A 15,499-nucleotide genomic window follows, 5' to 3' on the forward strand; every position below is an offset into this window, starting at 1 on the left:
CCGGGCCAGTCCATTCCGGCTGGCTTTACACGACAAGGATGCCACGCTATGAGCGAAAACCGTTTCAAGATCGTGTTCGACGGCGCTCTGCTGCCAGGTGTTGACGTCACCACCGCCAAGCTCAATCTCGCCGAGTTGTTCAAAAGCGATGTGGCTGCCATCGAGCGGCTGTTCAGTGGCAAGCCGGTTGCGCTCAAACGCGACCTGTCGCAGGTCGATGCGCAGACTTATCTCCAGGCGCTGACCAAAACCGGTATCGATGCCCGGATCGAATCCGAACCCTCGATCGAGCTGAACCTGGCTGACGTTCATGAACACGCCCCTGCCGTCGCGGCAGATCCCGAATCCCCTTACGCACCACCTCAGGCCACCGTTGGCGAAGCCTTGCCTGCGTTTTCCACACTCAAGCCGTTCAGCTTCGACGGTCGCATCGGCCGCTTGCGTTATCTGGCCTGGACGATGTCGCTGACGCTGGTGACCCTTAGTGTTGGTGCTGTGCTTGCTGTTTTCGGCTTGGCCCTCATCACTACGGACTCGACCGCCGGCCTGATTCTCGGTGGCTTGCTGGCCTTTATTCTCTTCGTGGCGCTCGCGTTCGTCAGCATTCAGTTCAGTGTCCAGCGTCTACACGATATCGGCTGGTCTGGCTGGCTCTGGCTGCTGACCCTCGTGCCGTTCGTGGGCAGCATCTTTCCGTTCGTGATGATGATCGCGCCGGGTAATAACAACGCCAATCGATACGGTGCGCCACCACCGCCCAACAGCACCGCGGTCAAGATCCTGTCATCACTGTGGCTGGTGTTTATCGCGATCCTGTTCATCGGCGGACTGACCGGTGGCCTTACTACCATTCAGAGCGAATACGAAAGCGCCACCCAGAGCAGCTATGAAAGTGACTCCGTGACCACCGAAGAGATCGAAGATCAAACCGCCGTGGAAGCAGAGCCAGCGCCAAATTCAGCCGACGATGCAGCCGAAGAAGCCCAGCCCCCTGTAGACTCTGCGAAAGAATGAACAGCGCTCCCCGCCCGTGACACCTGCGTCGCCGGCGCGGAGCTGTTGCGATGGAGAAATGCATGACCCGTTACGCTCTGATCACTGGCGCTTCCAGCGGCATCGGCCTGGCGATGGCCGAAGCGCTGGCCCGGCGCGGCCGCAGCCTGATTCTGGTGGCCCGTCAGCGTGATCAGCTGGAAAGTATTGCGATTGAACTGACTCAACGTTTTGGCGTGGAAGTGCTGTTCCGAGCCTGTGACCTCGGCGAGCCACTACGGCTGTCCGGTTTTCTGCTGGAGCTGGAGGAAGGTGACCGACAGATCGATTTGCTGGTCAACTGCGCCGGCATCGGCACCTGCGGCCCATTCCTGGCTCAGGACTGGATGACCGAGCAGGACCTGATCGAAGTGAACATCCTCGCGCTCACTCGCCTGTGTCACGCTATCGGCAACAGTATGGCGCTGCAGGGCGGCGGGCAGATTTTGAATGTCGCCTCGGTAGCGGCGTTCCATCCCGGCCCGTGGATGAGTACTTACTACGCCAGCAAGGCTTATGTGCTGCACTTTTCCGAAGGGTTGCGCGTCGAACTGAAAAAATGCGCGGTCAAGGTGTCGGTGCTCTGCCCCGGCCCTACCCGCACGGCGTTTTTCCGCACCGCGCAATTGGACGCTGGCAAACTGGTCGACAGCAAAATGCTGATGAGCCCCGAGGAAGTCGCGCTCTACACCGTCCGGGCTCTGGAGAAAAATCGCGCCATCATTATTCCGGGTCGACGCAACCGCTGGCGCGCCTTCCTTCCGCGACTCGGCTCGCGCTGGCTGACCCGGACAATCGCCGGCATGGTCAACAAGGCTTACTGCCCGCGCTGATCGCACCCTCAAGGTAAAAGGCTGGGCCTCGGGCATAACCCATGGTTACACTCAGGCCAGCCCAAACAACGGAGAAAAAAGCTGTGGATACTCTGTTCACCAAGATCATCAACCGGGAAATCCCGGCGAAGATCATTTACGAGGACGACCAGGTACTGGCCTTCCACGACATCGCCCCACAGGCACCGGTGCATTTTCTGGTGATTCCAAAAAAAGCGGTGCGCACGCTTAACGACCTGACCGAGGACGACAAGGCATTGGCTGGGCATATTCTGTTCACCGCCCAGCGTCTGGCCCTGGAACTGGGTTGCGAAGAGGGCTTCCGCGTGGTCATGAATTGCAATCCACTGGGTGGGCAGACCGTCTATCACATACATATGCATGTATTGGGTCAGCGCCAGATGCATTGGCCGCCGGGCTGATTGCAGTAAGCCCTGTGGGGGTGGGCAATCCCGCTCCCACAAGCACCTGCGTCGCAATGACCCAGCGCAAACCTTCCCCGGCCGATTGGGTTAAACTGGCCGCCGAGATTCTTCCCGGAGGTCAGCATGACTACCCAACGTCACTACTCGCCGATTGACCGCCTTCTGCTGCAAGCCGATGCCGCGATGCGTACCTTGTTGCCCTTCAGTGGCCAGCCGTACCGTCCTTCGCCCGCTATCGTTCAGCCGGATGCGCAAATGAGCGACGAAGACACCCGGCACGTCGCCGGTCTGATGCGCATCAACCATACCGGCGAAGTCTGTGCCCAGGCGCTGTATCAGGGTCAGGCCCTGACCGCCAAGCTGCCGCAAGTGCGCGCCGCCATGGAACATGCCGCCGAAGAAGAAATCGACCACCTGGTCTGGTGCGAACAACGCATAAAACAGTTGGGCAGCCACACCAGTATTCTCAATCCGCTGTTCTATGGCATGTCGTTCGGGATTGGCGCGGTGGCCGGGTTGATCAGCGATAAAGTCAGCCTGGGTTTCGTTGCTGCTACCGAGCATCAGGTCTGCAAACACCTCAACGAACACCTTGAGCAACTGCCAGCCGAGGACGAAAAGTCCCGGGCGATCCTCGAACAGATGCGCATTGATGAAGAACACCACGCCGAAAGCGCGCTGGAGGCTGGGGGTTTCCGCTTCCCGGCACCGGTGAAGTTCGGCATGAGCCTGATGGCCAAGGTCATGACCAAGAGTACTTACCGGATCTGACCCCCCTCACCCCAAAAAAACCCGGGCACAAAAAAGGGCGCTTTTCAGCGCCCTTTTTTTTGCTCGCAGAAAATCAGCTCGGCATGTTGCGCGCGTAGAAGATTTCCAGCATTTCGTGTTTCACGCGGTCAGTCACCTGGGCACGCTGCTCAGCGGACAGGCTGCTGGTGGCGTCGCCGAACAGGTAGTTATCCAGTTCGAAGTTCTTCAGCAGCATTTTGGTGTGGAACAGGTTTTCCTGGTACACGTTCACGTCGGTCATCTGGTACGCGTCGCGGGTGTCTTCGGAAAGGTAGTTCTGAATCGAGTTGATCTCGTGGTCGATGAAGTGCTTTTTGCCTTCCACGTCACGGGTGAAACCGCGCACACGATAATCCACGGTCACGATGTCCGAATCGAACTGGTGAATCAGGAAGTTGAGCGCCTTGAGCGGTGAAATGACGCCACAAGTCGACACATCAATGTCCACACGGAATGTCGCGATGCCATCGTCCGGATGGATTTCCGGGTAGGTGTGCACCGTGATGTGGCTCTTGTCGAGGTGGGCCAGGATAATTTCAGGCAGCGGGCCCGGGGACTCTTCGATCTGGCTGTCGGTCGGGGTCACCGGCTCTTCGGAGATCAGAATCGTGACACTGGCGCCTTGGGGCTCATAATCCTGACTGGCAATGTTCAGGATGTTGGCACCAATGATATCGACAACTTCTGTGAGGATCTGCGTCAGGCGCTTCGCGTTGTACTCTTTATTGATGTACTCGACGTAAGCCTGTTGGTCTTGCGGGGTTTGCGCGTAGCAGATGTCATAGATGTTGAAGCTCAAGGTCTTTGTCAGGTTATTGAACCCGTGGAGCTTGAGTTTGCTTTTCACCGTTAGACGCTCTCTGTGTATTGCGGACCGGCCGCGTGATCAAGCATGCCCGTCAGCTGCGAACGACGCACCTGCGTAGGACGGGTTAACACCTCTTCGCAATGGCGATTTTGGTTATCTGTTCGGGTGCGCGGCCTGTCGGCGGACGGGCCACTACCCTGAAAAAAGTGGCGCATTGTGCAGACGTCAGCTTGGGATCGCCACAGTCTGCACTGCCTTTATGATAGTTGAATGTCGATTCAACCGAGCTCGATGATCTCGTAGTCGTGGGTGATCTCTACGCCCGCCGCGCCCAGCATGATCGACGCCGAGCAATACTTCTCGGCAGACAGCTCGATGGCGCGTTTGACCTGGGCTTCTTTCAAGCCTCGGCCCTTGACCACGAAGTGCATGTGGATCTTGGTGAATACCTTCGGATCTTCGGTGGCACGCTCGGCTTCGAGGAAGGCTTCGCAGCTTTCAACGGCCTGACGGGACTTCTTGAGGATGCTGACCACGTCGAAATTGCTGCAACCGCCAACACCCAGCAGGAGCATTTCCATCGGCCGGACACCCAGGTTGCGGCCGCCGGCATCGGGCGGACCATCCATGACCACGACATGACCGCTGCCGGATTCGCCGAGGAACATGGCTTCGCCAGCCCATTGGATGCGTGCCTTCATCGCCAAGACTCCACTGTATAAAAAAGGGTCGCCAGCTTAGCACAGGGGCCTTGATTGACGACGTCTCGCCTTCCTACGACGCAAGCCGCTGCGCTGTAGGTAAATTCTCGAATATTGCAGGAAGTGTCTGTTAAGCTGGCGCCAATTCACTGGCGCATAGCCAGCTTTGTAGCAACCTCAGCGACTCATAAGAAAACCAAACACACCGTGAAGTCTTTTCGGGATACAACCATGGTTGCTATTACCCCAACACCCAAAATCAAGAACCTCGACAAGCTGTTGATGCACTGCCAGCGCCGTCGTTATGCGGCCAAAAGCAACATCATTTGTGCCGGCGACCGCTCGGACACGTTGTTCTTCATCATCAAAGGTTCGGTCACCATCCTGATCGAGGATGACGACGGCCGCGAAATGATCATCGCCTACCTGAACTCCGGAGACTTTTTCGGCGAGTTGGGCCTGTTCGAACAGGCCGGCCTGGAACAGGAACGCAGCGCCTGGGTGCGCGCCAAGATCGAATGCGAAGTCGCGGAAATCAGCTACGCGAAATTCCGCGAGCTGTCCCAACAGGATCCAGACATTCTTTACGTGCTCAGCGGACAAATCGCACAGCGCCTGCGTAACACCACCCGCAAAGTGGGTGACCTGGCATTCTTCGACGTTACCGGCCGCGTCGCACGCTGCCTGCTGGAACTGTGCAAACAGCCGGATGCCATGACCCATCCCGATGGCATGCAGATCAAGGTAACCCGTCAGGAAATCGGGCGGATTGTCGGTTGTTCACGTGAGATGGTTGGTCGCGTACTCAAGGACCTGGAAGAACGTAACCTGGTGGACGTCAAAGGCAAGACCATGGTGGTCTTCGGTACGCGCTAAGCCCTGAACATGTCTGCCAGCAACTGGCGGTACAACGTGTCGAGTCGCTCCAGCGCATCAGGTGCTGCATATTTTTCATGCAGGGCGATGTGGCTCTCGGCGCGAACTCGCTGCTCCAGGCCACAGGCTTCATTGAAACGGTTAACCGCCGCAACCATCGACTCACGCTCGTTATCGAGCAACAAAGCACCGTGCACCAACCCTACCGGGCGCGTACCGCCCTTGCTCTGGCGCCAGCGTTGAGCCGTGCCGACCATCTTGCGCCCATCAAGGTTGACGTTGAAACGGCCATCACAGAACGCACCCTCTATTTCGCCCAAAGACGAAACGCCGCCCAGTTCATCGAGTAACTGACAAATCGGATCGCAAAGTCGGCGATAACCGGTTTCGATGCGGTTCTGGTCACCCTCGCTACGCGGTGGCGCGTAGACCAGTGCGATGTTGATCGTTGAGGCCGATTGCGGCACCGGTTCACCGCCGGTCTCACGCAACAGCACCGGCCAACCCGCCGCAGCCGAAACCTCGCACGCGGCCTCGAATCCAGGCAGACGATTCAACCGCCGCGGCATGACCAGCGCCCGGTCACTGGGCTGCCAGAACAACAGACCAAACTCCGAATCACCGGTGCACACATGGGCCAACAGGTCCTGTTCGGCGAGCAGGCCGGCTTCGACGGTCAAGGCGATGGGCTGGGTCATGGCAGTAGACATCCTTTGTTTGGGGTACAAAAAAGCCGGCATCGCCGGCTTCTTCATTAAGTCACGTTCAGTCGAGTGTAGAACCGCTCACCGCGATGCCACGCTCAGGAAAGAACAGACGCTGCAGTTCGGTGCCTGGGCTTTCGGCGCGCATGAACGCTTCGCCAACCAGGAACGCGTACACATCGCTGATTTCCATCAGTTCAACATCGGCCCGGTTGAGAATGCCACTTTCGGTGATCACCAAGCGATCACGCGGGATACGCGGCAACAGATCGAGGGTGGTTTCCAGATTGACTTCGAAGGTATGCAGGTTGCGGTTGTTGACGCCGACCAATGGAGTGTCGAGGGTTTTCAAGGCCCGTTCCAGCTCGTCGCCATCGTGAACTTCCACCAACACATCGAGGCCGACGCTTTTGGCCACGGCCGCCAACTCGGCCATTTTCACGTCATCCAGTGCGGAGACGATCAATAGCACGCAGTCAGCGCCCAACGCTCGAGCTTCAATGATCTGGTACGGATCGATCATGAAGTCCTTACGGATCACCGGCAGTTTGCACGCCGCCCGCGCCTGTTGCAGATACACGTCGGCGCCCTGGAAGTAATCGATATCCGTCAGCACTGACAGACAGGTCGCGCCGCCCTTCTCGTAACTCTTGGCGATGTCGGCGGGAACGAAATTCTCGCGGATCACGCCTTTGCTCGGTGAAGCTTTCTTGATTTCCGCAATGACCGCTGGCTGCTTGAGCTTGGCCTGAGCCAACAATGCCTTGGCAAAACCACGGGGTGCATCGGCCGCCTTGGCCAGACTTTCCAGCTCCGCCAGGCTTACGCGAGCGCTACGCTCAGCGACTTCCTGGACTTTACGGGCCAGAATGTTTTCCAGAACCGTCGGTACACTCATCCCTCATTCTCCACTTTGAATACCGCGGTAAATGCACCCAACTCCTCCAGTTTTTCCCGAGCGAGGCCTGTGTGCAGCGCATCGTGCGCCAGGGCAACGCCTTCTTTCAAACTGCTGGCATGGTCGGCGGCGTACAGCGCGGCACCGGCATTGAGCATTATCATTTCCGCGGCTTTCTGACCGTTCTCAGTCTTGCGCTTGCCCAGAGCATCGCGAATCAGCTCCAGCGAGGCCGCCGGGCTATCCACTGCCAGACCGTGCAGGCTCTGGCTTTTCATGCCCAGGTCTTCTGGCTCGACCCAATACTCGGTGATCTGGTCATCCTTCAATTCCGCCACAAAGGTGGGTGCCGCCAGACTGAACTCGTCCAGGCCATCCTTCGAATGCACCACCAGCACGTGCTTGCTGCCCATCCGCTGCAAGACTTCAGCCAGCGGCCGGCACAGCGCCTGATTGAATACGCCCACCACCTGATGCTTCACGCCGGCCGGATTCGTAAGCGGGCCGAGCATGTTGAACAGCGTACGCAAGCCCAGCTCCCGGCGCGGGCCGGCGGCATGTTTCATGGCGCTGTGATGGGTCTGGGCGAACATGAAACCGATACCGACGTTGTCGATGCAGCGTGCGACCTGAACCGGGGTCAGGTTCAAGTAGATACCCGCCGCCTCCAGCAAATCGGCGCTGCCGCTTTTGCCCGAAACCGCACGGTTGCCGTGCTTGGCGACGGTGCAACCCGCCGCCGCGACCACGAATGAGGAAGCGGTCGAGACGTTAAAAATGTTCGCGCCATCGCCACCGGTACCCACCACATCGACGACGCCGTCGAGGGTCTTGAGTTCGACCTTGTCTGCCAGCTCACGCATGACTGACACGGCGCCGACGATCTCGTCGATGCTTTCACTCTTCATGCGCATGGCCATCATGAACGCGCCGATCTGCGCATCCGTGCATTGACCGGTCATGATTTCGCGCATCACATCGCGCATCTCATCGGTGCTGAGGTCGAGCTGTTCGACGATACGGCTCAGGGCTGTCTTGATATTCATGAAAAGTCCTTAGCGCGTGCCGCCGGTTTGTTTGAGGAAATTAGCGAACAGCTCGTGGCCCTGTTCGGTGAGGATCGACTCAGGGTGAAACTGGACGCCCTCGATGTTCAGTGTCTTGTGGCGCAGGCCCATGATTTCGTCGACCGAACCGTCTTCAAGCTGAGTCCAGGCGGTCAGCTCCAGGCAATCGGGCAGGGTTTCGCGTTTGACGATCAGTGAATGATAGCGGGTGACTGTCAGCGGATGGTTCAGGCCTTCAAATACGCCTTTGTCCTCGTGGAACACCGGGCTTGTTTTGCCGTGCATGACCTGACGGGCGCGCACAACATCTCCACCAAAGGCCTGGCCGATGGACTGATGACCCAGGCAGACGCCGAGAATCGGCAATTTACCGCCAAAATGTTTGATCACATCAATCGACACGCCTGCTTCATTCGGCGTGCAAGGGCCGGGCGAAACGACGATTCGCTCAGGGTTGAGGGCTTCGATTTCGGCAATGGTGAGTTCATCGTTGCGCACGACTTTGACCTGGGAGCCGAGCTCACCGAGGTATTGCACAACGTTGTAGGTAAAAGAGTCGTAGTTATCGATCATCAGCAACATGGCGTTAAGAACCTCTTGAATTTACTGACTTTGAATACAGCCTTCGAATGATTTACCCGCAGCGTCCTGCACTTTGTCAGTCGCTGGAGTTGCGCTGCAAAGCGGTTTGTCTTACGGGTAAAGAAGGCAAAGCGGTAAAGATCCGGCCGGGCCGGCAGAAGGATTCAGGCGCGCCAACGCCAACGGGCGTGTGCCTTGATGACTTGATCCAGAAGTTTGCTGACGATCAACACGGGGAAGGTCTCATTTATACGTCTTGGCACAGTAACTTAGCTGGGCAGAGCGTGCAATATGGGGCGATCGAAGCTCTTGAAACAATTGACGGGTTCGCGCCGAACGGCAACAGGCTCTATAGTTTTTGGCACTGTCGTTTTGCTCACTACAACAATAACAAACGGACTTGCTCATGATCAGACAGACGTTGGCTGTACCGCTTGCCGGCTGCCTGCTCGCTATGGCCTGCACCCAGGCGATCGCGGCGCCCAACCCTTATTCGAATTTCATCGTCTTCGGCGATAGCCTCAACGATGCCGGGCAGTTTACCGACACGGGCGGCCCTCCCGGCTCGACCCTGCGCTTCACCAACCGGACCGGACCGGTTTACCAGGACGGCAGCGGCGAAGTCTACTCCGCCAACTCGACCCAACTGCTGGGTGGCAAGCTCGGGTTTTCACCGGACCAGACGGCCGCTTCAACCTCGGCGGCGCGTGCGAACCTGGGCCTGCCGGACGGTAATAACTGGGCCGTTGGCGGATATCGCACCGACCAGATCCTCACCTCGATCACCAGCGTATCCGCCACGGGTGAACGCACGCGTTCGGGCTATCTGCCGACAAACAACTTCAGCGCCGATCCGAATGCGCTGTATTACATCTCCGGGGGCGGGAACGATTTTCTTCAGGGGCGTGTACAAAGTGGCGCTCAGGCGAATGCCGCTGCGGATCGTCTGGCCAACAGCGTCCAGGTTCTGCAAACCGCCGGCGCCCGGTACATTATGGTCTGGCTGCTGCCCGACCTGGGTTTGACGCCCGCCATCAATGGCACGCCCCAGCAGACACCCACCTCACTACTGAGCTCTGCCTTCAACCGGCAACTGGTCACCCGTCTCGCGGGGATCGATGCCGAAATCATCCCGTTGAACATTCCGCTGCTGTTGCAGGAAACCTTCGCCGATCCGGCTCGATTCGGTTTTGCTACAGGCCAGAACCTGACGGCGACCTGTTTCAGCGGTAACAGCTGCACCGAAAACCCTACGTATGGCATCAACAGTGCCACCCCGGACCCCAGCAAGCTGATTTATAACGATGGGGTTCATCCGACCGAAGCCGGGCAAAAACTGATTTCCGACTACGCCTATTCCTTACTGGCAGCGCCTTGGGAGCTGACGTTGTTGCCGGAAATGGCCCACGCTACCTTGCGTGCGCACCAGGATGAACTGCGCAGCCAATGGCAATCGGACTGGGAGAACTGGCAAGCGATCGGCCAATGGCGCGCGATTGTCGCCGGTGGCGGTCAGCATCTGGATGTCGATAGCCAAAGCAGCGGCGCCAGCGCCGATGGCAACGGTTACAACTTGAATATCGGCGGCAGCTATCGGCTCAATGACGCTTGGCGCGTCGGTGTGGCGGCGGGTTTCTATCGTCAGAACCTGGAAGCAGGCAATAACGATTCGGACTACAAACTCAACAGCTACCTCGCCACCGCCTTCGCCCAGTTCCAGCAGAATCGCTGGTGGGCCGATGCTGCGTTGACCGGCGGCAAGCTGGATTACGACAACCTCAAACGCAAATTCGATCTGGGTGCCGGCGAAGGAGCGGAAAAAGGTGATACCGATGGCTATCTGTGGGCCTTCAGCACACGGGTTGGCTACGACATTGCACAACCGGGCAGCGAGTGGCACCTGTCGCCGTTCATCAGCGCCGATTACGCGAAAGTGGAAGTCGACGGCTACTCGGAAAACAGCACTCGTTCCACAGCGCTGACTTTTGATGACCAGAAACGCGATTCAAAACGTCTGGGGGCCGGGCTGCAGGGTAAGTATCAGTTCACCGTGCAGACTCAAATATTCGGCGAATACGCATATGAGCGTGAATACGAGGATGACACTCAGAAAGTAAACATCGCGCTCAACAGCCTGCCGTCCCTGGACTTCAAGCTGGATGGCTATACACCGCAAAGCCACTTGAATCGCGTGAGCCTGGGGGTCAGCCACAAGTTGACGGCCGATCTGGCGCTGCGCGGTGGGTATACGTTCCGCAAGGATGATGACTTTACCCAGCAAGGGCTTACCGTTGGGGTTGCGCTGGACTTTTAATCCGGCAAACAGCAGGCACAAAAAACGCGGCTCCCTCACAGGTGCCGCGTTTTTTTATGGTGGTGAGATCTTTGTGGAAACTCAGCTTGCCGGGGTTTGCTCGGCCAGGGCCACCGCACGGAACATCGCGCGGCGCTTGTTCAGGGTTTCTTCCCATTCCAGCGCCGGCACCGAGTCGGCAACGATGCCGCCACCTGCCTGCACGTGCAGTTCGCCGTTCTTGATCACCGCGGTGCGGATCGCGATCGCGGTGTCCATGTTGCCGTTCCAGGCGAAGTAGCCGACCGCGCCACCGTAGACACCACGCTTGACCGGTTCCAGTTCGTCGATGATTTCCATCGCGCGAATCTTCGGTGCGCCAGACAAGGTGCCCGCCGGCAGAATCGCCCGCAGTGCGTCCATCGCTGTCAGCCCGGCCTTCAATTGACCGGTGACGTTGGAAACGATGTGCATCACGTTGGAATAACGCTCGATCACCATCTTTTCAGTGAGTTTCACCGAACCGATTTCCGAGACCCGACCGGTGTCGTTACGACCCAGGTCGATCAGCATCAAGTGCTCGGCAATTTCCTTGTCGTCGGACAGCAGGTCTTTTTCCAGCGCCAGGTCAGCCTCTTCGTTGGCCCCGCGTGGGCGGGTGCCGGCGATCGGGCGCACGGTGATCAGGTTGTCTTCGACCCGCACCAGCACTTCCGGCGAACTGCCGACGACGTGGAAGTCGCCGAAGTTGAAGAAGTACATATAAGGCGTCGGGTTGAAGCAACGCAGCGCCCGGTACAGATCGATCGGCGCAGCCTTGAAGTCGATCGACATGCGCTGGGACGGCACGACCTGCATGCAGTCACCGGCCAGGATGTATTCCTTGATGGTGTCGACGGCTTTTTCGTAATCGTCCTGGGTGAAACTGGAGCGAAACACCGGATCAGCAGACTGTTGTTTGCTGAAATCCAGACCACGGCGCGGGGTAATCGGCTGACGGAGTTTTTCCAGCAGCTCTTCCAGACGCGCCTGACCTTGTTCGAAAGCATCGTCTTGCGAGGGATCGGCCAGGACAATCGCGTGCATCTTGCCGGCGAGGTTGTCGAATACCACTACCGCGTCAGAAACCATCAGCAGAATGTCCGGCACGCCCAACGGATCCGGGTTCGGGCACTTGCCCAGACGCTTTTCCACATAGCGCACGCAGTCGTAACCGAAGTAACCCACCAGACCGCCATTGAAACGCGGCAGGCCGGCGATGGTCGGCACGTTGTAACGGGCCTTGAACGCTTCGACGAACGCCAGCGGATCTTCAGCTTCGTGGCTTTCGATCTCGACGCCGTCATGGATCACGCTGATGTGATGGTCATGAACCCGCAGCACGGTGCGGCACGGCAGGCCGATGATCGAGTAACGGCCCCACTTCTCCCCGCCCTGCACCGATTCCAGCAGGTAGGAGTTGGGCTCGTCGGCCAGTTTCAGGTAGATCGACAACGGCGTGTCGAAGTCGGCCAGGGTTTCGCAGGCAAGCGGGATGCGGTTATAGCCGGCAGCGGCCAAACGCAGGAATTCTTCGCGGATCATGGGGTAGCCTCGTGGCTTGAGGGTCTAACAGTCAGGTATGCAAACGCGCCGGTACGCCGGCCAGGAACAAGTCAGGCGCGCCAACGCCAGCGGGCCAGGGCCTTGATGACTTTCATCCAGAGTTTGCGAGTGACCACCACGATGGCGTTTCCAGAAGGGGGTTGAACAGCGTCGGGCAACGTTATCTCAGCGGCCGGATCCAGGCAACCGCGAATTAACTTGCGCAGATCGTCGATCACCAGCGCCGGCGACTCTTCGGCAATCGGCCGGCCATGGTTATAGCCGTAACTGAGCGCCACGCATTTGACCCCCGCCGCTTTCGCCGCCAGCACATCGCTGCGCGAATCGCCGACGAACAAGGATTGCGACGCCGGGATGTTGGTCATTTTCATCACGAAAAACAGCGCTGCCGGGTCCGGCTTTTTCTGTGGCAGGGTGTCGCCGCCGATGATCAAGCGGAAGTAACGACCGATTTTCATCTGATCCAGCAGCGGCGCGACGAAGCGCTCCGGCTTGTTGGTGATCAGCGCCATCTCGACACCCTGCTTGTGCAGCCATTTCAGGGTGTCGCGCACGCCGGGGTAAACCACCGTCAGCTCGTGACCGTCTTCGTAAAAGCCGTTGAACAACTCCAGGGCATGCTCGGCCTCGACCTCATCGACACCCTCGGCGTCGATGTGATTGGCCAAGGCCCGGCGCACCAGCGTTTGCACGCCGTTGCCTACCCAATCACGCACCGATGCGATGCCGACAGGTTGACGCCCGAGTTTGAGCAGCATGTTATCCACAGCCGCTGCGAGGTCGGGGACCGAATCGACCAGCGTGCCATCCAGATCGAACATCACCAGCCGCGGCAGAGACCCCGGGAACAGCTGCTCAAAGCCACTCATGGGCGGGCCAGCGCCAGTTCGGAACGCATCTTTTCAATCACCTCTTGGTAGTTCGGTGCATTGAAGATCGCCGAGCCGGCGACGAAGGTGTCGGCGCCAGCAGCGGCGATTTCACGAATGTTGTTCACGTTCACGCCGCCGTCGATTTCCAGGCGGATGTCACGCCCGGAAGCATCGATCAGCGCCCGCGCTTCACGCAGCTTGTCGAGGGTGCCGGGGATGAACTTCTGCCCGCCGAAGCCTGGGTTGACGCTCATCAGCAGGATCATGTCGACCTTGTCCATCACGTACTTGAGCACGTCCAGCGGGGTCGCCGGGTTGAACACCAGGCCCGACTTGCAGCCACCTTCGCGGATCAGTTGCAGGGAACGGTCGACGTGCTGCGTGGCTTCCGGGTGAAAAGTGATGTAGGTCGCGCCGGCTTCGATGAAGTCACCGACGATGCGGTCCACCGGGCTGACCATCAGGTGCGCGTCGATCGGCGCAGTCACGCCGTACTTGCGCAGCGCGGCACACACCATCGGGCCGATGGTCAGGTTCGGCACGTAGTGGTTGTCCATGACATCGAAGTGCACGAAGTCGGCGCCAGCGGCCAGGACGTTGTCCACTTCCTCACCCAGGCGGGCGAAGTCGGCGGAGAGAATCGACGGAGCAATTACGAAGGGCTGCATGACGCACCTTTTTTGAGCAGAATCACGATGGCGCGCATTGTATACCTCATGCTTTGACCCGCGCACCGTGGCCGCGATGATTGACCCGCCCTAGTAGGCCGCTCGGTAGATCTTCTCGATATCGACAGCGCTCAATTTGCGCGGATTGTTGCGCATCAGGCGCTCAATTCCCGCCGCTTCCACGGCCATGGCAGGGAGGGCGTCTTCGGGAACGCCGAAGCTGCGCAGTCCCGGCGGGATTTCCACCGCAGCGCACAACTCGGTCATCGCCTCGACGGCTTTGTCGGCCGCGTCGTTGGCGCTCAGATGAGCGGTCTTCACGCCCATGGCCTCGGCAATATCCTGCATGCGCTCCACGCAGGCCATTTTGTTCCAGGTCATGACATACGGCAGCAGCAAGGCATTACTGACCCCGTGTGCAATATTGAACCGCCCGCCGAGCGGATACGCCAATGCATGCACCGCGCCGACCCCGGCATTACCAAACGCCATACCGGCCATCAGGCTGGCGGTGGCCATGTCTTCGCGGGCCTGGAGGTTGGACGGATTGGCGTAAGCCTTCGGCAGTGCCTTGGCGATGAGCTTGATGGCGCCGATGGCCAGCGCGTCGGTAATCGGTGAGGCGTTCAACGACAGATAGGATTCGATGGCGTGCACCAGTGCATCGACGCCACTGGCGGCAGTGACACTGCGCGGACAGGTCAGGGTCATTTGTGGACTGACCAGCGCCACGTCCGGTAATAGATAGTCGCTGACGATGCCTTTCTTCAGTTGCGCGACCTTGTCGGAGAGGATCGCCACGTTGGTGACTTCCGAGCCGGTGCCGGCGGTGGTCGGGATGGCGATCAGCGGCGGGCCTTTGCGCGGCACCTGATCGATGCCGAACAGATCCTCCAACGCCCCGTGATAACCGGCGTAGGCCGCGACACTTTTGGCGATGTCGATGGCACTGCCGCCGCCCAGGCCGATCAGTCCGTCGTGCCCACCCTCGCGGTAGACCCGCATGCAATCTTCGACGATGGCGATTTCCGGGTCTGGCAACACACGGTCGAAAATTTCGTAGGTTCGGTCACCCAGCTGGGCCAGCGCCAGCTCGACCGTGCCGGACTTGACCAGTGCGGCATCGGTGACGATCAGCGGGTTGTCGATGTCCAGGCGTGTCAGTTCAGCCGCCAGTTGCTCGATGGCACCTGCGCCGGTGATTAGTTTGTGAGCGATTTTGAAAGAGGAAAGACTCATGTGCGCAGCCTCTTATAGATAGGGGAGCTGGGCACAAGAGTAGCTGGGGATTGGGGTTTGTCTGCTATTTGGGGGGTGAATGATTGGTTGGTTTGCGGTGGTGG

At 58.9% G+C, this 15,499-nt stretch carries 17 protein-coding genes; 7 read left to right on the forward strand and 10 right to left on the reverse strand.

Features of this window, described 5'->3' with window-relative positions:
• Positions 1 to 48: 48 nt before the first annotated feature.
• The 4 genes from ACA056_RS26050 to coq7 all read left to right on the forward strand — a co-directional run bounded on the left by ACA056_RS26050 (position 49) and on the right by coq7 (position 3,061).
• On the forward strand, positions 49 to 1,014 hold the full coding sequence (locus tag ACA056_RS26050; protein ID WP_497268748.1) for a DUF805 domain-containing protein: 966 nt from the start codon (positions 49 to 51) through the stop codon (positions 1,012 to 1,014).
• A gap of 62 nt (positions 1,015 to 1,076) precedes the next feature.
• On the forward strand, positions 1,077 to 1,865 hold the full coding sequence (locus ACA056_RS26055) for an SDR family NAD(P)-dependent oxidoreductase (RefSeq protein ID WP_046052341.1): 789 nt from the start codon (positions 1,077 to 1,079) through the stop codon (positions 1,863 to 1,865).
• Positions 1,866 to 1,948: 83 nt separating this feature from the next.
• On the forward strand, positions 1,949 to 2,287 hold the full coding sequence (locus ACA056_RS26060; protein ID WP_008147240.1) for a histidine triad nucleotide-binding protein: 339 nt from the start codon (positions 1,949 to 1,951) through the stop codon (positions 2,285 to 2,287).
• 126 nt (positions 2,288 to 2,413) lie between these two features.
• Positions 2,414 to 3,061: a 2-polyprenyl-3-methyl-6-methoxy-1,4-benzoquinone monooxygenase gene (gene coq7, locus ACA056_RS26065; RefSeq protein WP_008147238.1), complete on the forward strand. Its 648-nt coding sequence runs from the start codon at positions 2,414 to 2,416 to the stop codon at positions 3,059 to 3,061.
• 73 nt (positions 3,062 to 3,134) lie between these two features.
• Here the strand turns inward: coq7 and speD are convergent, their stop codons facing one another.
• A complete protein-coding gene (gene speD, locus ACA056_RS26070; RefSeq protein ID WP_497268751.1) occupies positions 3,135 to 3,929 on the reverse strand; it encodes an adenosylmethionine decarboxylase in 795 nt (264 codons plus the stop codon).
• Positions 3,930 to 4,168: 239 nt separating this feature from the next.
• Positions 4,169 to 4,591 carry an OsmC family protein gene (locus ACA056_RS26075; RefSeq protein WP_008061600.1) on the reverse strand — a complete coding sequence of 141 codons (423 nt, stop codon included), beginning with the start codon at positions 4,589 to 4,591 and terminating at the stop codon, positions 4,169 to 4,171.
• Positions 4,592 to 4,822: 231 nt separating this feature from the next.
• On the opposite strand from ACA056_RS26075, the gene crp reads away from it, so the two are divergent.
• Positions 4,823 to 5,467, forward strand: a complete 645-nt coding sequence (gene crp, locus ACA056_RS26080) for a cAMP-activated global transcriptional regulator CRP (RefSeq protein ID WP_008147233.1) — start codon at positions 4,823 to 4,825, stop codon at positions 5,465 to 5,467.
• On the opposite strand, the gene ACA056_RS26085 is transcribed toward crp, so the two are convergent.
• From ACA056_RS26085 to ACA056_RS26100, 4 genes are all read right to left on the reverse strand, one after another.
• Positions 5,464 to 6,165, reverse strand: coding sequence for a lipoate--protein ligase family protein (locus tag ACA056_RS26085; protein WP_497268754.1), 702 nt, complete (start codon positions 6,163 to 6,165; stop codon positions 5,464 to 5,466). The two genes, crp and ACA056_RS26085, sit on opposite strands and share 4 nt — an antisense overlap.
• Positions 6,166 to 6,232: 67 nt before the next feature.
• A complete protein-coding gene (trpC, locus tag ACA056_RS26090) occupies positions 6,233 to 7,069 on the reverse strand; it encodes an indole-3-glycerol phosphate synthase TrpC (protein WP_111452567.1) in 837 nt (278 codons plus the stop codon).
• Positions 7,066 to 8,115, reverse strand: a complete 1,050-nt coding sequence (trpD, locus tag ACA056_RS26095) for an anthranilate phosphoribosyltransferase (protein WP_056741323.1) — start codon at positions 8,113 to 8,115, stop codon at positions 7,066 to 7,068. The genes trpC and trpD overlap by 4 nt, the downstream gene beginning before the upstream one ends.
• Before the next feature lie 9 nt (positions 8,116 to 8,124).
• The gene (locus tag ACA056_RS26100; RefSeq protein ID WP_033056198.1) at positions 8,125 to 8,718 is read right to left on the reverse strand and encodes an aminodeoxychorismate/anthranilate synthase component II; all 594 of its coding nucleotides are present in this window, start codon (positions 8,716 to 8,718) and stop codon (positions 8,125 to 8,127) included.
• A 47-nt stretch (positions 8,719 to 8,765) separates the two neighbouring features.
• On the opposite strand from ACA056_RS26100, the gene ACA056_RS26105 reads away from it, so the two are divergent.
• Positions 8,766 to 9,128 carry a hypothetical protein gene (locus ACA056_RS26105; RefSeq protein WP_497268757.1) on the forward strand — a complete coding sequence of 121 codons (363 nt, stop codon included), beginning with the start codon at positions 8,766 to 8,768 and terminating at the stop codon, positions 9,126 to 9,128.
• Positions 9,125 to 11,032, forward strand: coding sequence for an esterase EstP (estP, locus tag ACA056_RS26110; RefSeq protein WP_497268759.1), 1,908 nt, complete (start codon positions 9,125 to 9,127; stop codon positions 11,030 to 11,032). The genes ACA056_RS26105 and estP overlap by 4 nt, the downstream gene beginning before the upstream one ends.
• An 81-nt stretch (positions 11,033 to 11,113) precedes the next feature.
• On the opposite strand, the gene trpE is transcribed toward estP, so the two are convergent.
• From trpE to ACA056_RS26130, 4 genes are all read right to left on the reverse strand, one after another.
• Positions 11,114 to 12,595, reverse strand: coding sequence for an anthranilate synthase component I (gene trpE / locus ACA056_RS26115; protein WP_497268761.1), 1,482 nt, complete (start codon positions 12,593 to 12,595; stop codon positions 11,114 to 11,116).
• Positions 12,596 to 12,666: 71 nt separating this feature from the next.
• Positions 12,667 to 13,485: a phosphoglycolate phosphatase gene (locus tag ACA056_RS26120; protein ID WP_497268763.1), complete on the reverse strand. Its 819-nt coding sequence runs from the start codon at positions 13,483 to 13,485 to the stop codon at positions 12,667 to 12,669.
• Positions 13,482 to 14,156, reverse strand: coding sequence for a ribulose-phosphate 3-epimerase (rpe, locus tag ACA056_RS26125; RefSeq protein ID WP_008035979.1), 675 nt, complete (start codon positions 14,154 to 14,156; stop codon positions 13,482 to 13,484). Before rpe ends, ACA056_RS26120 begins: the two co-directional genes overlap by 4 nt.
• 90 nt (positions 14,157 to 14,246) lie before the next feature.
• A complete protein-coding gene (locus ACA056_RS26130; protein ID WP_497268765.1) occupies positions 14,247 to 15,395 on the reverse strand; it encodes an iron-containing alcohol dehydrogenase in 1,149 nt (382 codons plus the stop codon).
• Positions 15,396 to 15,499 lie beyond the last annotated feature (104 nt).

This window comes from Pseudomonas sp. LBUM1666 (assembly GCF_059695775.1).